The sequence below is a fragment of the Actinocrispum wychmicini genome, from assembly GCF_004345645.1.
Classification (GTDB): domain Bacteria; phylum Actinomycetota; class Actinomycetes; order Mycobacteriales; family Pseudonocardiaceae; genus Kibdelosporangium; species Kibdelosporangium wychmicini.
In genome coordinates, this window is sequence record NZ_SLWS01000006.1 from 229,081 (window position 1) to 248,470 (window position 19,390).

Here is a 19,390-nt window from a genome sequence, read left to right on the forward strand (position 1 = left end):
GCGGAGATGGTCGCGGCGGACGCGTCGCTCGGCGTCGACGCCTACCCGGCCAGCGCCACAAGCAGGTCGAGCGAGTCCTCGGGGCTCATCGACCGCTCGGCCAGTGCCGAGAGTTCCGTGTGGACGCCCGTGGTGACGTCCTCGTCCTGGGTGAACGTCATGCCCAGCGGTGTCCTGGCGAAGGCGATCCGCGGTTCCTCCGGATCGTCGAAGGCCAGCAGGGTCACCGAACCGGCCAGCCCCGGGTGCGACCCCACGGACTGCGGAACGACCTGGACGGTCACGTTCGGCAGGAGGCACCGCTCGATCAGCTCGGCCAACTGCTCCCGTTCGACTCCCTGACGCAGCACGGGTTCGTGGATCAGGCTGTGCAACACGAGCGGATTCTCCCCGCCGAGCACCCGGTCCTGGCGTTTCATCCGTACCTTGACCTGTTTTTCGTCGCCGTGCACGCACTCGCGCGCATAGGCGGCGATTTGCAGCAATTCCGGAATCCGGCCCAGCTGAAACTCAACCAGAGATTCTGCTTCGTGTTCCATGGCGATATACGTACTGTCCTCGAGTCCGTATTTCCGCCACCAGCCGCGCTCTTTCGCGCGTTCCCACAGCCGCGCGTACGCCGCGCAGTCGTAGGACGACGCGCCGTACAGCGCCAGGATCGCCATCAGCTCGTGGTACCCAGGCAGTTGGCCGTTCTCGATCCGGCTGAGTTTCTGCAGCCTGAGGTGGAGTTTCTCGCCCGCCTCCTCCTGGGTGAGGCCGGCTCGCTCCCGCTCGTTACGCAGCCTGCGGACCAACTGCCGGCCGTAGTAGTTCGGTTTTCCAGGTATTCCCATTGGCAACGCTCCACAGTAGTGACCTGGAACCCCATGATAAGCATGGAATTAGTCGCTGGGACTCCGAAAAATCAGGCCGCTTCCATTTTCACTTTCGCGTCCCAACGATGTGCACGAATGCGCACCGGAACAGTTTCACCGCGCGCCTCCGCGGCGAACACCTCAGCGCGGGCACGGCGCCACCACACGGCTGTCCGCCAGATCCCCAAAGCCATCAGGGCGGCCGGCACGACGAGCGCGAGCCGGAACGAAGCACCCCAGCCCAGCGCCAAGCCGATACCGAGGGCCGCGACCGTGGTGGCGAAGAAGCCGCCGACGTTGACCACACCGCTGGCGGTGCCGACCCGGTGCAGCGGGTTGAAGTCCCGGGCGATGCTGAAACCGATGGCGGACAACGGCAGGCCGAGCGACATCAGTCCGAACACGACAGTCAGCAGCGCGGTAGGCATTCGGCCGGGCCACAGCAACAGCAGTGCCCACAGGCCGACCGCGAACATCAGGAACGCGGCGACCAGGATCATCCTGATCGCCGGCCGGGCCCCGATCACGCCGCCGATCAACGGACCGCTGACGATCATCACGATCACCATGACACCGAGGACCGAACTGGCCGTCTCGGCCGACAACCCCTGTGCCTGAACGAGATACGGAAAGCCCCACAGCAGGCTCAGCACCGTCGGCGCGGCCATGGTGGCGAAATGCACCCAGAAACCCAGGCGGGACGCGGGAATCCGCAATGTGGCGCGCACGTTCCTCGCCACGTCGGTGAGTCGCACGGGTGCGGACCGTGGCGCCGGCCCGGCAGGGGTGTCCCGCAGGCGCAACGTGAGGAGCGTGTACGCGGCCGTCGCCAGGCCGGTGACCAGGAAAGTCGCCGTCCAGCCGGCTTCGTGCAGCAGCAGGGTCAACGGGACCGTGGCCACGAGGTTGCCCAGGCCGCCCAGCGCGGCGGTGAGCGAGACGACGAGCGAGTAGCGACGAGCGGAGAAGTACGCGGATGCCAGGCGCAGCAAGCTGATGAACGTCATCGCGTCCCCGAACCCAAGCACCGCACGCGCCAACAAACCCAACGGGTACGAGGAAGCGATCGCGAACAGCACCTGGCCGACGCCCATGGTGAACGCCGCGGCGGTGAGAATCTTGCGCGGGCCGAAGCGGTCGACCAACAGACCGGTGGGCACCTGCATCGCCGAGTAGACAAGGAGTTGCAGAACTGTGAACGTACCTAACGCGGCCGGCCCGACGCCGAAGCGACGAGTCGCCTCGAGGCTCGCGACCCCGAGTGAACCGCGGTGGAAGACCGCCGCCATGTAGACGACCACTGCCGTACCCCACATCAACCACGCCTGTCTACCGGCGCGCACACGCACCCCTCTCCAAGATCAATTACTGAGCAACGCTAACGAAAAGCCATGCTAACGAACCGCCCCCACCACTGCCCACCTGCCGGAACGCGTCCGACTGACGACTGCGACCAGTCTCACAACCAGGAACGCGCTCAGCCCGGCCCAGATCCCGACCAGCCCCCACCCGAACAGGTACGCCGCCCAGATCAGCGGAAGGAAACCGGCAAAAGCCGCCAACAGCGTGGAGTTGCGCATGAACGCCGCGTCCCCGGCGCCGACCAGCACGCCGTCCAGCGCGAACACCACACCGCAGATCGGTTGCAGCGCAACGAAGAACCACCACGCGTGCGGCACCTCGGCCAACACCGCCGGATCGGTCGTGAACGCGTGCGGCAGCACACCGGCCAGCAGGGCGAACACCACGCCGAGCGCGGATCCGAAGATCAGCCCGTACCCGGCGACCTGCCACGCCACCGAACGCGCGTGCCTTTCATCCGACGCCCCGAGCGACTCCCCCACGAGCGACTGCGCGGCGATCGCGAGCGAGTCAAGCACCAGCCCGAGGAAATTCCACAGCTGCAACACGATCTGGTGCGCGCCAACGGTCGCTGTCGACATGTGCGCGGCGACGGTCGTCGCGGAGATGTGGCTCGCCTGGAACGCGATACCCCGCAGCAACAGGTCGCGTCCCATGCTGAGTTGCGCGCGCATCTTCGACGGCGACGGCCGCAGCGACACCTGCTCGGCCATCAGGGCCCGGATGAACATCGCCGCCGAGATCACCTGCGCCACCACGTTCGCGATCGCGGAACCAGTCAGCCCCCAGCCGACCACGTGCACCAGGATCGGGCACAGCAGCGCGGAGATCCCGTTGCCCGCCAGCACATAGCGCAACGGCCGCGCGGTGTCCTGCACGCCCCGCATCCACCCGTTGCCGGCCATCGTGATCAACACCAGCGGCCAGCCGAACAACCCGATCCGCAACCAGCCGACAGTGGCGTCCGCCACTTCGCTCGACCCCGCGAGCAGATCCGCCACCGGCCGCGCCGCGACCTGCCCGACGACGACCAGCGCCATCCCCACGACGACCGCCAGCCACGTCGCCTGCACTCCCTCGGCCACCGCCTCCGTCCGGCGTCCCGCGCCGTAGAGCCGGGCGGCGGTCGCGGTCGTGCCGTACGACAGGAACGTCAGCAGGTTGCTGACCTGGGACATCAGCACCACGGCGACCGACAGCCCGGCCAGCGGCACCGCGCCGAGATGCCCGACGACAGCCGTGTCGACCAGCAGGTACAGCGGCTCGGCGGCCAACACGACCAGCGCCGGCACGGCCAACGACAGCAAGCGGCGCAGCGGCGTCACCGGCGTCCCCCTAGGTAAGGTACGAACAGTGGTTTAACCCCTGACACGATAGATGTAAGGACCGCAGATGGACAATGCCGATTACCTCGACGTGGCGGTTCGGCTGGCCAACGCCGACCTGACCGACGTCTCCACGCTGCAAGAGGCCCTTTACGCGGAGCCGTGGTGGGCCGGCCGGGTCACCGCCCACGACCTCGTCTGCCTCCGGACGGTCGCGACCAGCCTGCGAGCGGTCCTGGCTGCCGCCGTCGCACGGGACGTCGCGGCCGTCGAGAACGCCGTGAACACGCTGCTCGAAAACCACCCGCTGCGGCCGCGGTTGTCCTCCGGCCATGATGACGAGCCGAACTGGCACATCCACGTGGCCGACACCGCCCAGCCGCCCGCCACCGAGGTCGCGGCCGCCGCGGCCTGGGGCATCGCGCAGGGCATCGTCCGCCTCGGCCTGGACCGGTGGGGCCAGTGCGCGGACCCGACATGCGGCACGTACTTCGTGGACACGTCGACCAACAAGGCCAAACGCTTCTGCTCGGCCCGCTGCGCCAACCGCGTGCACGTCGCCGCCCACAGGTCACGGCAGCGAGGCGCCTGAGCGACACTAGAGGGGTGAGTGACCTTGATGGTGCCGTCGAACTGCTGCGCGCGGCGACCGACGTGACCCTGCTGGCCCATGTCCACCCCGACGCCGACGCCCTCGGCAGCGCGCTCGCGCTCGGCCTGGCGTTGCATCGCCGGGGCGCGACCGTGCGGGTGTCGTTCGGAGAACCGGACGAGGTGCCGGAGACGTTGCGCCCCTTGGATTTCGCCGGTCTGCTGGTGCCCGCGGCCGAGGTCCCGGAGCACGCGCCGCTGCTGGTCGCGTTGGACACCGGCAGCGTGCAGCGGCTGGGGCGGCTCGGCACCCGTGTCGCGAGCACGATCGACGCCGGCGGGCAGGTCCTGGTGGTCGACCACCACGCCTCGAACACGCGTTACGGCACGCATCACGTTGTCGACGAGCATGCCGTTGCCACGGCCGCGCTCGTGGCGGAGTTGCTCGACCAACTGGGTGTGGAACTGGACGCGCAGATCGCGCAGTGCCTGTACGCCGGCATCGTCACCGACACCGGCGGATTCCGTCGAGCCACACCGGAAACCCACCAACTCGCCGCACGACTGCTTGCGGCCGGCGTGGACCCGGACAAGACCACGCGACGGCTCATGGACGAGCACCCGTTCGCGTTCCTGCCGATGCTCTCGACGGTGTTGGGGCGGGCCGTTCTGGACGGGGACGCCGTCGGCGGACGCGGGCTCGTGTACACGTACGTGACGCAGGAGGACGCCAAGGACGTGCGTCCCGAGGAAGTCGAGGCGGTCGTGGACTTCGTGCGGACCACGCACGAAGCCGAAGTCGCGGCCGTGGTCAAGGAGATCGGGCCGCAGCGGTGGTCCGTGTCGCTCCGCTCGGTGTCCGATGTGGACGTTCAGGCGGTGGCGGTCGCCCTGGGCGGCGGCGGGCACCGGCGCGCCGCCGGGTACACGGCCGAGGGACCGGTCGAGCCTATCCTCGCGGCGTTGCGTAAAGCGTTGTCCCGCTAGGCGATGCGTTCGCCGACGAACGCGAGCATCTCGGGCAGGATCCGTCGCCAGTAGGCGTCCTCGTGGGCGCCGGAGGTGATGGCCGTGCGCGCCGGGTGGGTCTGGGCGATCAGGCTGTGGGCGGCTTCGAGGGTGGGATCCTCGGTGCCGCACCACACCCCCAACGGTGTTTCCGTGATGAGATCGGTGTGCCGCAACGGCTCCTCGTCCTCCCACCGCTGCTCGGACGCGAAGCGGGTCCCCCGCTTCTGCACGTCCGCCCAGTTCGGGAACAACGAAGGGCTGGCGACGGCCACGGCCTTCAGCGACGGACGGCGCCGCGCGAAGCACAACGCCCCGAAGGCACCCATGGAGATACCCATCGCCGCGTCCAACTGCCCGAGCTCCTCGGTAAGCATCCGCTGGGGGTCGTCGCCGTTGTACTCCACCCAGTAGTTGTTCCCGCCGTCCACCGAGACGACCGCGAACGGCTGCACGCCCGCGCGCACCGCGGCCGTGAGGAACTGGGGCATGCCGAGGCTCACCATCCAGTTGGCATCGCCGCCATAGCCGTGCAACGCCACGCATTTCGGCAACTTCTCCGCAGTGAAGCCGTCCGGCGCCATGGTGACGACGTTGACCAACGCGCCACGCGCCTTCGAGGCGAGCCGTGTGGTGGCCGTCGGACCGGCGGGCACATCCGGGATCTTGCCGACCGGCCCGGTCAGGCCGAGAAACCGCCGGGCCCGCGGCCCGCCAGGCAGGACATCGGTGAGCACACCCACGCCGGCCAAGCCGAGCACACCCACCCCGACCCCGCCGAACAAAACCGTCCGTCGCGTAACCCCCATGGCGCGAGCGTACCGATCACGACACAGGCGGAGGCAGCGGGCGCGTGGGTACGGGTGTGGACACCACGATCGAACTGGTTGTCTGCCCATAGAGGAGGAACCGGTCCAGGATGCCCTCCAGGTCGCCGATGGTCGGACTGTGCACCTTCAGCACGAAACAGTCCTCGCCGGTGATCCGGTAGCACTCGACCACCTGCGGTGTCTCCCGCGCGGTCCTGGCGATCTTGTGCAGCTGACCGGGACCGGGCCGGACGCGGACCAACGCGGTCACCGGCATGCCCAGCGCCGCCGGGTCGACGTCCATCCGGAACCCGGTGATCACCCCGGCGGCCTCCATGCGCTGCACCCGTTCGGTCACCGCGGGCGCCGACATCCCGACCCGGCGGGCCAGTTCGGACATGGACATCCGGGCGTCCTCGTGCAGTTCGGCCAGCAGCCGCAGGTTCACGGAATCCAGGACATTCCGGTCCGTTGACCTTGAATCTGTAGGCATCCAGCGTCTCCTGCCTGCGAAAGGCCATTCCCTCTTCGCCTGTGACCGTGAAACATACAGGCATGCGATACATCCGGCTGGGTTCGACCGGTCTGCACGTCTCCCGCGTCTGCCTCGGCATGATGAGCTACGGCTCCACCGTGTCCCGCGAATGGACCCTGGACGAGGACGCCGCCTTCCCGATCGTGCGCCGGGCCGTGGACGCCGGCATCACGTACTTCGACACGTCGACATCAACAGTTTAACTCCATGCGGATCTTGCCGTTCGCACCGGTTTTGACCAGGGAAGACTCGACCACAACGCTGCTTCCCCGCCGACACCGAGGGGGCCGCGTGGCCGTCAGGGCTCGCTGGCCAATGTCGTACTGACGGATGCTGACTCGATGACCCCGAACACCGCGCGCTGTTCCACGGTGACGTGATGCATTCCGGCGGTTGATGGCCAGCTGATCAGAAGTGACATGGCTTCTGTCCCTGTACGGCGGTCCGTGCCACGACGTCGCAGGCTCGCAGCGGGTAGCGTCTTGCGCGTGAGCGCTGAGCAGACTGGCACGGAACTGACCCGTTGGACCATCCACAACGAGCGCCTGGTCGACGACACGCGCAAGATGCGCGTGAGCATCGCTCAAGTTGAACTTCCTGACGGTGTCACCTTCGAGCAATGGGTACTACGCACACCTAAGGCTGCAATGATGGCCATTGTCGACGATCAGAACCGCGTCCTTATGATGTGGCGCCATAGGTTCATCATTGACAAGTGGGCCTGGGAATTGCCAGGCGGTTGGGTAGATCCAAACGACCCCGACCCTGAAGCTACAGCCGTGCGCGAAGTTGAGGAAGAAACCGGTTGGCGCCCAAAGTCAGTGCAGAGGATTGGCTCGTTCCAGCCGATGGTCGGGACCGCCGATGCTGAGAATGTTATCTTTCTCGGGATGGGAGCGGAATACGTTGGAACACCTCAAGATATCAACGAAGCAGAGCGTATAGCCTGGATTGAGCTGGGCACTGTTCGCAACAGAATAGCAAAGGGTGAAATCGTGGGAGCGGCGTCTCAGATCGCTCTCCTTCATCTTCTCGCCTTCGACGTGCGCTAGACGTTACGACGTGGGAGTTGGAATTCCACGGTCCGACATCTTGCGGAACAGGGTTTGAACGATGTCACTGTTCCGGTGCTCTGCAAGGCGCTGTCCCAAGTCAGCTAGATTATAGATTACCCGAACAGATCGAACCGATTCGGCCATCTGAACAGCTTGTTCCCCTATGAAGCACGCCTCTTCAACACGGCCTTGTTCGGCCACGATCGATGCGAGCAAAATAGTGTTGAACAGTCGGCCCCGTTCATAGCCGTCGTTCATCTCCAGGGACCGCCGAGCAAATCCTTCCGCATCGCGGGTCAATCCCAGATCCCGGAGAGTATGAGCAAATTTTGCCGATAGGTATGCGGCATCGAAGTAGCCCAACCATGCCGGGGATTCCTGGCCAGCGATACGGCTGAAGTGGTTCTCAGCATCCCTCAGTGCGCTTATACTGCCTTTTCTGTCTTTCTGTAGAGCCAGACCATGAGCTTCCATTGCTGCCGTTTCTGACTGGAGTGCCCACAGACCCGACCGCTTCGCACTTTGACGGGCAGCCATTGCGAGATCCACAGCCGAGCCCGCCCCGTGGACACGGTCCTGGGCCTTGATGTTCGGACTTAGAAACTCGTTGGTCTGGCTAAAGAAGGCCGCGTGATGACTCATCGCCGCCTGCATTTCGGCAGTCAGTGCATCGTCCTGGGCATCGTTGCACAACCGAAGGGCCTTTCTGAGATAGGATGCGCCGTCTGCCAGGTGCCCTGTGTCATAGGACATCCAGCCTGCCAATTGGTACAGCTCAGCCGACGCGCACAGCAACTGGGCTTCTGTTTTAGATCGACCCCGGCCGTTACGAAGTAGAGGCTCCGCCGTCGATTCTAGATATGACCGTGCCGCGGCCCTGACATGGCCATGTCCACCGCCGTGACGGTTGTCGATAGTCCGAAAAGCCTTTGTCATCTCCCGAACGATCTCGACGTCCGCGTTACCGACAGTGTTTGGCGACGCCGTAGCCTGACGTCGACTTTCGCTACCAGTCAAAAGCGATCCACCAACGACACCCACACCTGTCGTAGTCACTACCTTGAGGAATCCCCTACGCCGCACTTCATCTCCTTCTTCGCGATGGGATGACGGCAGAATAGGGTCATCGTCAACAGACTGATATGCATCGTGAGATTCGATGGTAAGAGTGAACCACAGGCAGCGCTGTGGTATATGCAGGGCCTTGGCCCATCCGTCGACCTTTACAAGGTCATCCGCGAGTGAGTGGCGGCGCTCGATCCGGCTGACTTGCCCCTGGGTGATGCCCAACCAACGAGCTACGTCAGACTGCCTCACGTCTGGCCCGCAGGCCCTCCTATAGGCACGCAGCACGCGGCCGAAGTCGCGCGTAGCGAACGCCGCGTACAGCTCCTCCACATCCCAGAAGGAGTCCGGAAGGACTGGCGCGGTTGCCATGTGCCGGCGTCGGACGCATCGGACACACAGCGCAGACCGGTTGTCAGCCGCCAACCTTGAGCTGCATCCCCGGCACTGCCGCCTCGCCGTCTTCGTCGTCATCAAAGTCGCCCTCTGTAGCTCGCCGACGTACAGAGTGTACTCAGACAGCTGCGGTGCTCGAAGCCACAATATGTATGCATGCATATGTACGCGCAAGGTATGCATCCGTGCCGTATGCCGAGTGGCGAACCTCCGAGAAACTTGCGTACCTAGCCAAAGATCAACCGAGCGACGGTTGAGCGACACCGCAACAGCGAAGTGGGTTCGAGAATAGTCATGACCACCAGCATCGGAATTCAGCTACTCCTAGACATGCTCGCCGAACGAGGCTGGAACTTCTGGTCGTCGGCACCAAATTCCGCCCGTCAGATCTGGGCAGCGACGAAACGGTGGGAAGCAATGTCGGACGTCGTCGCAATATTTTCCGACACTGAAAAGCGTGAGGCCATTGCGTATCGTGCGCCGACACTCTACGACGACGACCCATTTATGCCCGCCTTTGTGGCGTGGTCCTATTTGGGAGATCCAGACTGGACGGTTCGAGCAGTTCTGGGACTGCCGCCGCCGGGTAGAGATACTCGGCATGTTGAGATCCTGCCGAGTCCGCCAGCGTGCAGCGATCTAAACGAACTGAGTCCTACGCAACGGTCACACCTGCACCCAAAATAGATGGATCGACGGAGTTGACCCGGTATCTACCTATCGTCGCTGGCGATCTATTTTACGACGACCAAGGCCGTCCAACGTTCGTTCTAATGCATCGCCTCCGAGACGGCATCCAGCGATTGTAGAGAGGTTCGACGACGGCCGTAAACGGCTTCGCAATAGTCGGGATGGTGGCGCCATGGATTCGAGCGGGGTGGAGTTCAAGACGAATATCGCTTTCGCCGGCCTGACGGCTGCGGGAAAGACGACACACTCCCGCCTGTTGGCGGAAGATCTGGGGTACGACTACGTCTCAGCGACCGATATCCTCTTGGAGATCTTGGGTATCGCCGACTCTGGAGACCAGATTTGGTTTACCCATTTGGATGAGATTCATTCTGCCCGAGATGACGAGGCTGTAGACACGGAACTGGAGAACAGACTCCTCGAAATGGTTCGCACACGGCAGCGAACTGTCTTTGATACGTGGGCACTCGCGTGGATCGGCCCTGCCCCATTGGTGCGAATATGGATTGAGTCCGATATCGCCTCGCGGGCGCGAAAGTGTGTGGTTTCCGAAAGGGCGAACCGGTTCAACGAAGAACAGTGTAGGCAGTTGATCCACAACAAGGACATCTATAACCGCGAGATCTTTCAACGGCGGCACGGCTTCGACTTGTTTCGCGACCGTAGTCGATACGACGCGATCCTGTGTAACAGCCATCTAATTCCGGAGGCCACGGAAGAAGCCGCGGCTACCGGAATTGAATCGTTTGCCCCTGTGGTCCTTTCCGTCGCGACGTCTTTGTTGGGCCGTGACAGGGTCGGCCTGCAAGCAACCTGCCGGCGATACCCGGGAGAGGTTTTAGGCGTTGCCGCCTGACGTGCGACGACCGTAATACGTGTCACGCTCTGCACCAGGAGGTCACCATTTACAGCCTGCTTCACTGCCACTTCGAGTCTGCTCTTCGAGCGTTGGCCTATTTTAAGCCGTACCAGCTACATCACATCCACAGCATTTACGCTACGTCCACGTATCGAACCGCGACACCTCCCGCGCGTCTCAACTTGCTGTGGCGCCAGGTGTTGAGGTTCACAGACAACGAACGCATCTTCAGTGAGGCGACTTTCCGCGGAGTCGTCCAGCGCATGTTGGACGACTTGGCAGCCTCTCGCGTTGAACACGTGGACCTTCGCATAGGGCCGTCTGTCGGACGGTGGAGATGGATGCGATCAGTGCGGGACGGTCTTGACGTGTTCAAAGATGAACTGAGCGGCAGGAAGGATCTGTCCGTCGCGTTTCTCGCGGGAATCAACTTCACGAAATCGCCGGACCAGTTGGAAACTATCTTTGCCACCCTGCGCAATGACGGCGAGCTGGTGGACCGTCTCGCGGGCCTCGATCTGAACTTCCTCCCCGAGGACCTTCCGAAGTTCGAGCACCACCTGAGCGAACTGTTGGACCTTCAAGCCAACGGCCTCAAGATCAATGTGCACCTGGGCGAGCTGTTCCACAACGATGTATCGCGCTATGTCGTGTCACGTCTTACCCCTAACCGGGTCGGACACGGTGTGCTCCTGCTCGACGACCAGTGGCTAGTGGACTTTGTCAAGGCCAATGACATCTGCTTGGACATGTGCCCAACCAGCAACACCAAACTCGGAGTCGCCGACTGGGATCTGGAAAGCCCGGCTAGCCGCGCCTTACAGCTCGGAATCCCTGTCTCGATTAACACCGACGATCCGCTGCTTTTCGGCACGGATATCGAGACGGAACTAAGAAAGGCGCAGCTCAAGGACGAACAGCTCGAAGCCGTGATCGCCGACAGCAGAAAGTATCGCTATGGAGCTTCATAAAGTCAATCTGGAGGTTCTGTACGGAATTCCGTGTGTTGGCAAGTCGACTATGGCCATCAACCTGGCGCACCAGCGAGGAATCAGGACGGTGATCACCACGGACTACGTTCGTGAAGTGCAACGAATGTACGTGCCGCGCAATGAGGCTCCGGCCCTGGCAATGGTGACACACGATGCGTGGCAGCTGTTTGGGCCACCAACGCGAAGCAATGTAGAACGCGGTTTCCTCGATCATGTACAGCACGTCTTGCCCGGAGTTAAGGCCGTCGCGGCAAAGGTCGTGAAAGACGGTCTCGACGCGGTCATGGAAGGCGCGCACTTCCACAGCGCTGTCATCAACGAGTTACGAGACGGCTGCCCAAACGCACAGGTGTCCCCCAGGCTACTGGCGGTCGACTCCGCGGCGGAGCTTTTACGGCGAATCGCAAGCAAGGAATCGCGCCGCGTCTCGAACGCGCCAAAGAAGCAGTGGTCTGACCATGTCGACGTGATGATGCTCATTCAGGACTTCCTGATCGACGACGCGGAAAGCCAACACATACCAGTCATCACCGAACAAGAGTGGAGTCGGCAATGGGTCCCGGTGTGACCGCGTTCCACGACCTGGATCATGTCGTTCTCAAGGACGGCCGCATCTGTCGAGTGGTAGGAAATCTGAACGAGCCAGGCATGCTCCTCGGTTACAACGTGTACTCGCCGAGCGACGATGGCGATAGGTCATACAAAGGTGTGCGATACAGAAAGAACTTCATCGAAGACGAGCGTCTACCGGAAGACGCCATGGACGTATACGAGCTTCTGCCGACGGCCGACGTCCTCGAACACCACGAGCCCATCGAGTCCGCTCACCTGAAGAGCAGCACATTCGGAGGCACGATCTGGTTCGATCTGTACGGCAAGCTGGTCGACATATTCGGGATCAACAGTGTTGGCATTTTCGGATCGGCAATGTTTGGGCTGCACCTGACGCCCTCAGGGAAAGTTCGAAAAGATGTTGACTTCGTAATCCAGGGTCAAGACGAGGTAGGCGTTCTTCGGAAGCGGCTACCCCAGATTCGGGACGACTTGGGTTTCGCGCCAGTCTCTGTGGAGCGGCAGCGTCGACAGAGCGTGCGATACGAGAAGGTTTTTCGAAACTCGGAGAACTCGCTTGAGGCGATTATCTCGCGCCGCTGGTCTGGTTTGCAACTAACTGAAGATGTTGTAACGACAATCCGATTCCGCGATCCGAAGATCTTGATTCCGATTGGATTGGTCGGCCGATCGAGTGAAAGTTGCAGGGACGTTGTGATGTCCGGCCGTGTCACGCATGCTGACGACAGTAATATGTTCCCTCGGCGATTCACGCTTCACACGGACCATGGAATGCGGGACATCTACACATTCTGGTGGAAGTTCAGTACCCCGGTACGGGACGGCGACCAGGTGACCGTACGTGGTAGCCTTCTGACGCTCGAAGGCCGACCCGTTATCCGCTTGAGCAACTTTGTAAATCATTGGCTCAAGATCCTCTGAGAATATCTGCACGAAAGGTTGATTTGGTGATTGACAGCATTGCGCTCATCACGGGCAACGAGGGTAAGGCCAGAGAGTACGCAAGCCTACTGGGCATAGACGTGACCCCCATCAAGGCGGACCTCATCGAGATCCAGCAACTGGACGTCGTCGAGGTCGTGCGGCGGAAGGCCGCCGACGCCTACTCGAAGATCCAGCGGCCTGTGCTGGTCGACGACACCGGACTCACGCTGAAGGCGTGGAACGGTCTTCCCGGCGCACTGGTCGCCTGGTTCCTCGAAGCCATCGGACCCGAGGGCATCTTGGCAATGGCTACAACCGTCACCGATCGCCGTGCGAGCGTCACCACAGCACTCGGCTACGCCGACGCCGACGGGGTCCAGGTGTTCACTGGGCACCTGGACGGCGAGCTGACCACGGAGCGACTGGGCGAAGGTGGTTTCGGCTATGACTCGATCTTCCGCCCGGACGGGCTCGATCTGACGTTCGCCGAGATGTCGAGCGAGCAGAAGAACGATGTCTCACATCGTCGTCTGGCTGTCGACAACATGAAGAGCGCTCTCGGCATCGGGACGTCCTGACTCTTCAGCGCACCCTCGACAAACGGCTGAGGGCGCGCACCCGCCAAGTGAGCGCAACATGACGAAGGCCCCGCCAGCTCGACTGAGCCGGCGGGGCCTTCGTTGTTCAGGACGCTACTCGTCGATGTCGAACAGCAACAGAATCACGATCACCGCGAGGACGATGATCCCCGGAGGCGCTCAGAGTGGGGCCAGTACGCCCCACCAGGACCAGTCAAGTTGGCCCAAGAGCTTCAAGACGACGGGCACAGCGGTGAAAAACGAGATCACCGCTACCGGACGCTTGTGGTTCATCGTCTCCTTCGTCAGTAGTCGGCTCCGTACAGCGATCCCCAACTGCGCAGGCCGATCTCGTGGTCGGTGTCGATGTGGACCGCCCCCATGCGCTCTGCCATCAGGCGGGCGATGTCGCGAGCGCCCCTCTCCGCGTGCCGCTCGGGGAGCGACGCGATCACTTCGTCGTGGATGGGTAGCCGAAGGTAGGGCGTGTATCCGGCTTTGTGGAGGCGGAGCAGTCCGCGGCAGGTGACGTCGCGGCTGGTGGATTGGATTTCGTAGTTGAGTGCCGAGTAGGCGCGGGCCGGGTCGACCGGTAGCCGTCTGCCGGTCGGTGTGGTGATGTACCCGTGCCGAGCGGCGGTGTGCTGGAGCTTGCGGGAGCGGGCACCGACACCTGGGTAGCGCTTGTCGAACGCCTCCACCACGGCCTTAGCGGTAGCTAAGGGAATCCCGGCTTGTTCGCTGACGGTCTTCGCGCCGCCGCCGAACACGCGGGCGAAGTTGGTCATCTTGCCGGCCTTGTACTCCTTAGTGTCCTTAAGCACCTCGGGGCCGAACGCGGCCCTCGCGGTGAGCAGGTGAAGGTTGGCGTCCTCGGCGAACGCCTTGATCATCGTCCGATCCCCGGACAATGCCGCTAAGACCCTGAGCTCCTGGCCTTTGTAGTCCACCGAGGCGACGCGATGGCCGTCCTCGGCCACGAAGCACCTGCGGATCAGGTAGTCCCCGGCGGGCAGGGTCTGCGCTGGGATGCCGGTGATGCTCATCCGGGCAGTGCGTGCTCGGAGGCTGTTGATCGAGGCGTGGCACCGTCCGGCCGGGTCCATGCCGGCCAGGAATCCGTCCACCCAGGTGGTGCGCCATTTGCGGGCCTTCTTGGCGTCCTGGACTGCCAGGGCGAACTCATCGCCCTGTGCGGCCAGGGTGGCCAACAGTGTCTTGTCGACCTGTCGCCTGCCGGTCGGTGTCCGGCCGGTGATCTCGACTCCGCGGTGTTCCAGGATGTCCGCGACTTGTTCGGTGGAGTTGACGTTGTCGCAGCCGAACCGCTTCGCGATCTCGGTCGCGGCCATCTCCTCCCCGGCCAGCCGGGCGGACAACTCCATCGTGTAGTCGACGTCCAGCAGAAACCCCGTCCGCTCCATGTAAGAGCAGACCTCCGCGATCCGGTGCTCGAAGTCGATGAGCGGCCGGGCCGAGTGCGGCACGAGCGGTGCGAGGAGTTGAGCCAGCCGGGCGGTCAGGATGGTGTCCATCCCGGCGTACAGGGTGTACTCAAGGTCCTTGATGTCCACCTTGGACCAGATCCGGGCCTTAGTGGTCTTGTATTCCTTAGCCAGCCTGGCCATCAGACCCTTAACCCCGTCGGCCACTTCGGGATCGATGTGGTGGCGAGTGAGGGCTTCCAGGCCGTGACCAATGCCGCCTTCGTCCTGGCCCCGAGGGTCAACCAGATGCGCCAGGATCTTGGTGTCCCGGACCTTGGGCCACAGCTCTTCCATAGGGATGCCCAGATGGCGCTCAATGACTTGCAGGTCATACGGGGCGTTGTGGATGACGAGCCGCCCGAGGCCGCGAAGCGCGCGGCGAGCGTCTTCCTGGATCTGCCCGCCACGCTCGACGGGCAGCACCCACGCTTCGCGGGGCGTACCGAACTGTACGAGCCTGAGCTTGTGCGTGGCGCTGTAGATGTCCAGGCCGGTGGTCTCGGTGTCGACCGCGAGTGCCCTAAGGTGCCGGCGGACGAAGTCCCGGAACCCGCTGAGGTCGTCGTCACCTTGGACGACGTTGATCGTGACCTGGTCTCCGGCCACGGTGTGGTGGTGTTGTTGCATCCACCTCTCTCCCTGCCTTGTCGGCAGCGGCCGGCGAGTCGGTTAGGGGTGGTAGATGTGGCGGACGATCCGGGACACCGTGGCGGCGTTGATGCCGAACTCGGCGCCGATGTCGGCCTGGGTCTCGCCGCGCTCGGCCAGTTCTCGAATCTGAGCCACCTGGTCCGCCGTAAGCTTCCGGCCGTTGTTCCCGGCCTGGGTCGACTGGTGGGCCCGTACGGCCGCGTACTTGGCGCGTAGGTCTTCGAGTTGGCGGCGCAGGTCGGCGATGATCTCGCTGGGGTGGGATTCCGCGACCAGGGCCATGTCAGTCCACCTCGGTGACGGAGTAGTAGGAGATCGAGTTCAGTGGGATGACAACCTTGGTGGCGGTGTCGAGCCGGACGACGAGCACATCGGCGAACTCTTCGATCTGGGCGTTGATGTGATGCATCTTCTCGCCCCGGTGAAAGAACACTTCGACTTCGTACATGCGTGTGCTGGTCCCCCTTGGTGGGGCGGGGGTTACCCGCCCCGAAGCGTCTAATCTCGACATTCGTGTCTACTTCCGGTTGTTGGCCCACTCGCGGTCGCATACCTTCTCCGGGCAGTCGAACGCACCCCAGTTCTTGCCGGTCTTCTCGGAGAACCCGGACGTGTAGCGCCGTTGTCCGTGTTCGCAGTACCGCTTTTCCCCGTTCGGGGCCTCGTTAGCCCCGACAGGCTTACCGGCCTGTCGCTGGCCGGAACTGGAGCTGGAACCGCCCGAGCTGCGCTGTTGGGCCGGGCCATAGCTGCGATGTAAGAACTTCGCGGCGCTGACGGTCAGCTCGACGAGCTGCTTCACGGCGTCGGTGTCGCCGAGCTGGTCTGCGGCGTCGTGTACGTCGGTGCCGTCGATGGTGATCCACGGCGCGTCGTACCCGGCCCCGGCCTTGAGCGTGACCCGGACCTTGTGCTCACCGGCCGCCGTGACCGCCGTCGTGGTGACCGTGGTGGTGTCGTCCTGCGGACGGTCGTGGGGTTGATCGGGTGCGTCGTGTTCGGCGAATGGATCAAAGGTCATTCAGGGATCTCCTTCACAGGACGTCGATGGACGGAAGGGCACGGAGACGTTGTTGGGCATCACGGCGGGTGACCCACGCGGCACGGCCGTTGGACATCGCCTGCCGGGCACCAGGCCCGTCATGGCCGGGTGCGGCCTGGGAACGCACGTTGCGGTTCATCAACTCGGTGAGCGTGTCGATGGCGCGGGTGATCCGCATACGTTCGGCGCCGTCGCCGGGCTCCTGGCCGTTCAGAAACCGGGCGGTGAGCGCGGCCTGGTAGCGCTTGTTGAGTGCTGGCCACGCGGCGCGGAGGTCGGCCGTACCCGCGTCGAAGCTGTCGCGGGGATCGTCGTGCAGTGCCCCGCGATGCAGCAGGCCGCGGACCTCACCCGGGCCGTAGCGGTAGTGACCGCTGAACAGCTCATACTCGGTGCGGTAGTGCGCGGCGATGTGCTGGCCGATCTTGCGGAGCACCGTGCGCCGGGCGGCCGGGTCCATCGCGATGACGTTCTCGACGTAGTTGTCAGCCAGTAGGGCCAAGCTGATTTCCTGGATCGCGTCGTCGATGTCGATGGTGCCTTGCCAGGCGGACGCGGTGATGCGTGCCGCTTTCTCAATGTCTGGGTAGATCTCGGTCAGGTCAGGCTGCGTCACGTCTGTGTGTTCCCCCTGGTTTGATCCGAAGTGGATAAACACGGCCGTCCACTACAAACCGGTTGCTGATCGCGATGGCATTGACTTGTACGTGCTTGTCGGTGGCGTGCACGATGCCGAAACCCATCTGCCAGTTGGCGGTAGCGCCGTTGAGGTAACCGGCTTTCCGGGTATCCATCAGGTGCCCAACCTCGAACCCGGTCAGCGTCCGGCTGACTCGGCCGTCGTATCCCGTGGCGTGGTGCCCGATCCCTAACCGGTGGGTGTGGCCCATGACCACGCTGCGCCCGAACCGTTTCGCCGCCCCCAGTGCGGTGTTGCCGGCGACCTGGCTTAGCGCGATCTTGCCGAGGTGGCCATGGGTCATCACCCAGCCCGGAGCCACGTCATAGAAGTCCGGCAACAGCCGGATGCCGAACCCGTCGAAGTCCAACAGCGATGGCAGGGTGAACGCGCCGGAATCGGCTAGCGCGGGCGCGTACTTAGCCAGGTAGGTCCGCGGCCTAAGGTCGTGGTTACCCTCGATCACCCCGACCGGGCCGCTGTAGGCGTCCCTCAATGGATGTAAGAAGTTCTTCTTGGCGTAGTCCGAGTCCGCGAAGACCGACCCTTCGTACTCGGCCGCCGAGCCCTTGGACCAGCGCGAGGGTTGTGGGTAGTCCATGAGGTCGCCGATGTGCACGACCTCGTCAGGTTGGTAGTCCCCGATGAACCGAATCAGGCCCGCGACTGCGGGCCGGTGTTCGTAGGGGATCTGGGTGTCGGAGATGACCACGATGCGCCTGGTCTGGGCGGGTAAGTCCCCCGGTGTCACGTCATCCTTTCTCGTAAAGCTGCCCGCCCGTGGCTGACCACGAGCGAGTTCACGTCCTGCCCGTCCGGCATGCCCACAGCGGTAGCGTTGGGCAACTCGGCGAGCAGCTTGTGGGCGAACATCCGCCCGGCCTTGTCCCCGTCGTGCCAGACCCACACTCGGGCGTAGCCCAGTAGTGGTTCCCGGAAGTGCGGGCGCCAGGCGTCCGCGCCGGGGATGCCGATGGTGGGGATGCCGCACAGGGTGGCGGTGATGGCGTCGATCTCGCCCTCGGCGATGCCGATCTCGTCGTCGTTGCCGACGATGGCGAGCGTGTTGAACAAGCGTGGTGGATCGCCGGGCAGGCTCATGTACTTGCCGTGATCGGTGTGCTCGCATCCCACGCGCAGGCAACGAAAACGCATGGTGGCTACCGACCACTGTCCATCCAGTGTGGACCTTAGGTACGGGATGGCAAGCATCCCCCGGTAGGGCTCATGCCCGGGTAGTGGGTCAGCGACGTATCCAAGGCGGAACTTCGCGGTCAGCTCCGCGACGCTCGGACCGAGGAGTCCGCGGTTCGCCAAATGCTCGTCGGCCGGGCTTCCGGCCAGAGCCGCGTGATACCGGCTCGTAGCTTCGGCCAAGGATTTCCTTCGCGCGGGCGACAGCCGCGCCATAAGCTAACCCCTCCTCTGTCCTGATAAGACTGATCACGTCCCCCTTGCGTCCGCAGCCGTGACAAGCGATGGCGCCCTTGGTGTAGCTGACCGACGCGGACGGCCTGCTCTCCGCGTGAAACGGGCACAGGCACTTGATCCACGCCTGCCCTCGGTCTTCGGGCGGTTCCCAGTCGGGGTAGTAGTGCCGCACCACGCGCACGATCGGCGCGGCCAAGGACGATGGCTCAGTCATGACCATCGCTTCCGCTCAGCATCCGCCGGGCTGGCGGATCGGTCAGATATACGATGGCCCGCTCGAACGCGCTGACGTCGTCGCGCAGATGCCCGAGGACGTCACGGTTACACGGCTTGCACAGCAGGCCACGGACTTCCCCGGTGGCGTGGTTGTGATCCACGGCCAGGCGTTTGCCTCGGCCGGTTGCTCGCTGGCAGATGGCACACCTACCGCCCTGCAAGGTGTACAGCGCCGCGTACTGCTCGGCGGTAATGCCGTAGGTGG

The 19,390-nt window shown here is 63.7% G+C and carries 24 protein-coding genes; 9 read left to right on the plus strand and 15 right to left on the minus strand.

What is annotated here, in order from left to right; genetic code table 11:
* Positions 1 to 41 precede the first annotated feature (41 nt).
* The 3 genes from EV192_RS27165 to EV192_RS27175 all read right to left on the minus strand — a co-directional run bounded on the left by EV192_RS27165 (position 42) and on the right by EV192_RS27175 (position 3,544).
* Complete coding sequence (locus EV192_RS27165) at positions 42 to 836, minus strand: helix-turn-helix domain-containing protein (protein WP_132120276.1); 795 nt, start codon at positions 834 to 836, stop codon at positions 42 to 44.
* A 71-nt stretch (positions 837 to 907) separates the two neighbouring features.
* On the minus strand, positions 908 to 2,206 hold the full coding sequence (locus EV192_RS27170) for an MFS transporter (RefSeq protein ID WP_132120278.1): 1,299 nt from the start codon (positions 2,204 to 2,206) through the stop codon (positions 908 to 910).
* A gap of 45 nt (positions 2,207 to 2,251) precedes the next feature.
* Positions 2,252 to 3,544 carry an MATE family efflux transporter gene (locus tag EV192_RS27175; RefSeq protein ID WP_132120280.1) on the minus strand — a complete coding sequence of 431 codons (1,293 nt, stop codon included), beginning with the start codon at positions 3,542 to 3,544 and terminating at the stop codon, positions 2,252 to 2,254.
* Between the two features lie 67 nt (positions 3,545 to 3,611).
* Here EV192_RS27175 and EV192_RS27180 point away from each other — a divergent pair, with 67 nt between their 5' ends.
* A complete protein-coding gene (locus EV192_RS27180) occupies positions 3,612 to 4,136 on the plus strand; it encodes a CGNR zinc finger domain-containing protein (protein WP_132120282.1) in 525 nt (174 codons plus the stop codon).
* 14 nt (positions 4,137 to 4,150) lie between these two features.
* Positions 4,151 to 5,122 carry a DHH family phosphoesterase gene (locus EV192_RS27185; protein WP_243727097.1) on the plus strand — a complete coding sequence of 324 codons (972 nt, stop codon included), beginning with the start codon at positions 4,151 to 4,153 and terminating at the stop codon, positions 5,120 to 5,122.
* Here EV192_RS27185 and EV192_RS27190 read toward each other — a convergent pair.
* The gene (locus tag EV192_RS27190; protein ID WP_165960626.1) at positions 5,119 to 5,952 is read right to left on the minus strand and encodes an alpha/beta hydrolase; all 834 of its coding nucleotides are present in this window, start codon (positions 5,950 to 5,952) and stop codon (positions 5,119 to 5,121) included. The genes EV192_RS27185 and EV192_RS27190 overlap by 4 nt on opposite strands.
* Before the next feature lie 16 nt (positions 5,953 to 5,968).
* Complete coding sequence (locus EV192_RS27195) at positions 5,969 to 6,445, minus strand: Lrp/AsnC family transcriptional regulator (protein WP_132120288.1); 477 nt, start codon at positions 6,443 to 6,445, stop codon at positions 5,969 to 5,971.
* A 62-nt stretch (positions 6,446 to 6,507) separates the two neighbouring features.
* Here EV192_RS27195 and EV192_RS27200 point away from each other — a divergent pair, with 62 nt between their 5' ends.
* Complete coding sequence (locus EV192_RS27200; RefSeq protein WP_132120290.1) at positions 6,508 to 6,690, plus strand: aldo/keto reductase; 183 nt, start codon at positions 6,508 to 6,510, stop codon at positions 6,688 to 6,690.
* Between the two features lie 285 nt (positions 6,691 to 6,975).
* A complete protein-coding gene (locus tag EV192_RS27205; RefSeq protein WP_207926253.1) occupies positions 6,976 to 7,539 on the plus strand; it encodes an NUDIX hydrolase in 564 nt (187 codons plus the stop codon).
* 3 nt (positions 7,540 to 7,542) lie between these two features.
* On the opposite strand, the gene EV192_RS27210 is transcribed toward EV192_RS27205, so the two are convergent.
* On the minus strand, positions 7,543 to 9,186 hold the full coding sequence (locus EV192_RS27210; protein ID WP_132120294.1) for an NsdA family TPR-like regulatory protein: 1,644 nt from the start codon (positions 9,184 to 9,186) through the stop codon (positions 7,543 to 7,545).
* 679 nt (positions 9,187 to 9,865) lie between these two features.
* Here EV192_RS27210 and EV192_RS27215 point away from each other — a divergent pair.
* The 5 genes from EV192_RS27215 (at position 9,866) to EV192_RS27235 (ending at position 13,619) form a co-directional block, all read left to right on the plus strand.
* Positions 9,866 to 10,549, plus strand: coding sequence for a cytidylate kinase-like family protein (locus EV192_RS27215; RefSeq protein ID WP_132120296.1), 684 nt, complete (start codon positions 9,866 to 9,868; stop codon positions 10,547 to 10,549).
* A 200-nt stretch (positions 10,550 to 10,749) separates the two neighbouring features.
* Positions 10,750 to 11,523, plus strand: a complete 774-nt coding sequence (locus tag EV192_RS27220) for an amidohydrolase family protein (RefSeq protein WP_279494243.1) — start codon at positions 10,750 to 10,752, stop codon at positions 11,521 to 11,523.
* Positions 11,510 to 12,112 carry an AAA family ATPase gene (locus tag EV192_RS27225; RefSeq protein ID WP_132120300.1) on the plus strand — a complete coding sequence of 201 codons (603 nt, stop codon included), beginning with the start codon at positions 11,510 to 11,512 and terminating at the stop codon, positions 12,110 to 12,112. Before EV192_RS27220 ends, EV192_RS27225 begins: the two co-directional genes overlap by 14 nt.
* Positions 12,109 to 13,038, plus strand: coding sequence for a hypothetical protein (locus EV192_RS27230; protein ID WP_207926254.1), 930 nt, complete (start codon positions 12,109 to 12,111; stop codon positions 13,036 to 13,038). Before EV192_RS27225 ends, EV192_RS27230 begins: the two co-directional genes overlap by 4 nt.
* A gap of 26 nt (positions 13,039 to 13,064) precedes the next feature.
* Positions 13,065 to 13,619 (plus strand): non-canonical purine NTP pyrophosphatase, encoded by a 555-nt coding sequence (locus tag EV192_RS27235; protein ID WP_132120304.1) that lies wholly within the window; start codon positions 13,065 to 13,067, stop codon positions 13,617 to 13,619.
* Between the two features lie 305 nt (positions 13,620 to 13,924).
* Here the strand turns inward: EV192_RS27235 and EV192_RS27240 are convergent, their stop codons facing one another.
* The 9 genes from EV192_RS27240 to EV192_RS57445 all read right to left on the minus strand — a co-directional run bounded on the left by EV192_RS27240 (position 13,925) and on the right by EV192_RS57445 (position 19,346).
* On the minus strand, positions 13,925 to 15,733 hold the full coding sequence (locus tag EV192_RS27240; RefSeq protein WP_132120306.1) for a DNA polymerase: 1,809 nt from the start codon (positions 15,731 to 15,733) through the stop codon (positions 13,925 to 13,927).
* A gap of 42 nt (positions 15,734 to 15,775) precedes the next feature.
* Positions 15,776 to 16,039 carry a helix-turn-helix domain-containing protein gene (locus EV192_RS27245; RefSeq protein WP_132120308.1) on the minus strand — a complete coding sequence of 88 codons (264 nt, stop codon included), beginning with the start codon at positions 16,037 to 16,039 and terminating at the stop codon, positions 15,776 to 15,778.
* A gap of 1 nt (position 16,040) precedes the next feature.
* The gene (locus EV192_RS54060) at positions 16,041 to 16,205 is read right to left on the minus strand and encodes a hypothetical protein (RefSeq protein WP_165960629.1); all 165 of its coding nucleotides are present in this window, start codon (positions 16,203 to 16,205) and stop codon (positions 16,041 to 16,043) included.
* Between the two features lie 69 nt (positions 16,206 to 16,274).
* On the minus strand, positions 16,275 to 16,778 hold the full coding sequence (locus EV192_RS27250; RefSeq protein WP_132120310.1) for a hypothetical protein: 504 nt from the start codon (positions 16,776 to 16,778) through the stop codon (positions 16,275 to 16,277).
* A 13-nt stretch (positions 16,779 to 16,791) separates the two neighbouring features.
* Positions 16,792 to 17,415, minus strand: coding sequence for a hypothetical protein (locus tag EV192_RS27255; protein ID WP_132120312.1), 624 nt, complete (start codon positions 17,413 to 17,415; stop codon positions 16,792 to 16,794).
* The gene (locus EV192_RS27260) at positions 17,402 to 18,229 is read right to left on the minus strand and encodes a metallophosphoesterase (RefSeq protein ID WP_132120314.1); all 828 of its coding nucleotides are present in this window, start codon (positions 18,227 to 18,229) and stop codon (positions 17,402 to 17,404) included. The genes EV192_RS27255 and EV192_RS27260 overlap by 14 nt, the downstream gene beginning before the upstream one ends.
* Entirely contained in the window at positions 18,226 to 18,795 is a 570-nt protein-coding gene (locus tag EV192_RS27265; RefSeq protein ID WP_424923388.1) for a toprim domain-containing protein, read from the minus strand. Before EV192_RS27265 ends, EV192_RS27260 begins: the two co-directional genes overlap by 4 nt.
* The gene (locus EV192_RS57440; protein WP_424923389.1) at positions 18,722 to 19,129 is read right to left on the minus strand and encodes a CHC2 zinc finger domain-containing protein; all 408 of its coding nucleotides are present in this window, start codon (positions 19,127 to 19,129) and stop codon (positions 18,722 to 18,724) included. Before EV192_RS57440 ends, EV192_RS27265 begins: the two co-directional genes overlap by 74 nt.
* The gene (locus EV192_RS57445) at positions 19,116 to 19,346 is read right to left on the minus strand and encodes an endonuclease VII domain-containing protein (RefSeq protein ID WP_424923390.1); all 231 of its coding nucleotides are present in this window, start codon (positions 19,344 to 19,346) and stop codon (positions 19,116 to 19,118) included. Before EV192_RS57445 ends, EV192_RS57440 begins: the two co-directional genes overlap by 14 nt.
* Between the last annotated feature and the right edge of the window lie 44 nt (positions 19,347 to 19,390).

Excerpts from the sequence above, each read along its gene's own strand:
- EV192_RS27210 (WP_132120294.1), bottom strand. The coding sequence starts at position 9,186 with ATGCATACCTTGCGCGTACATATGCATGCATACATATTGTGGCTTCGA.
- EV192_RS27215 (WP_132120296.1), top strand. The coding sequence starts at position 9,866 with ATGGATTCGAGCGGGGTGGAGTTCAAGACGAATATCGCTTTCGCCGGC.
- EV192_RS54060 (WP_165960629.1), bottom strand. The coding sequence starts at position 16,205 with ATGTACGAAGTCGAAGTGTTCTTTCACCGGGGCGAGAAGATGCATCAC.
- EV192_RS27250 (WP_132120310.1), bottom strand. The coding sequence starts at position 16,778 with ATGACCTTTGATCCATTCGCCGAACACGACGCACCCGATCAACCCCAC.
- EV192_RS27180 (WP_132120282.1), top strand. The coding sequence starts at position 3,612 with ATGGACAATGCCGATTACCTCGACGTGGCGGTTCGGCTGGCCAACGCC.
- EV192_RS27195 (WP_132120288.1), bottom strand. The coding sequence starts at position 6,445 with ATGCCTACAGATTCAAGGTCAACGGACCGGAATGTCCTGGATTCCGTG.
- EV192_RS27225 (WP_132120300.1), top strand. The coding sequence starts at position 11,510 with ATGGAGCTTCATAAAGTCAATCTGGAGGTTCTGTACGGAATTCCGTGT.
- EV192_RS27190 (WP_165960626.1), bottom strand. The coding sequence starts at position 5,952 with ATGGGGGTTACGCGACGGACGGTTTTGTTCGGCGGGGTCGGGGTGGGT.
- EV192_RS27200 (WP_132120290.1), top strand. The coding sequence starts at position 6,508 with ATGCGATACATCCGGCTGGGTTCGACCGGTCTGCACGTCTCCCGCGTC.
- EV192_RS57440 (WP_424923389.1), bottom strand. The coding sequence starts at position 19,129 with ATGGTCATGACTGAGCCATCGTCCTTGGCCGCGCCGATCGTGCGCGTG.
- EV192_RS27240 (WP_132120306.1), bottom strand. The coding sequence starts at position 15,733 with ATGCAACAACACCACCACACCGTGGCCGGAGACCAGGTCACGATCAAC.
- EV192_RS27165 (WP_132120276.1), bottom strand. The coding sequence starts at position 836 with ATGGGAATACCTGGAAAACCGAACTACTACGGCCGGCAGTTGGTCCGC.
- EV192_RS27245 (WP_132120308.1), bottom strand. The coding sequence starts at position 16,039 with ATGGCCCTGGTCGCGGAATCCCACCCCAGCGAGATCATCGCCGACCTG.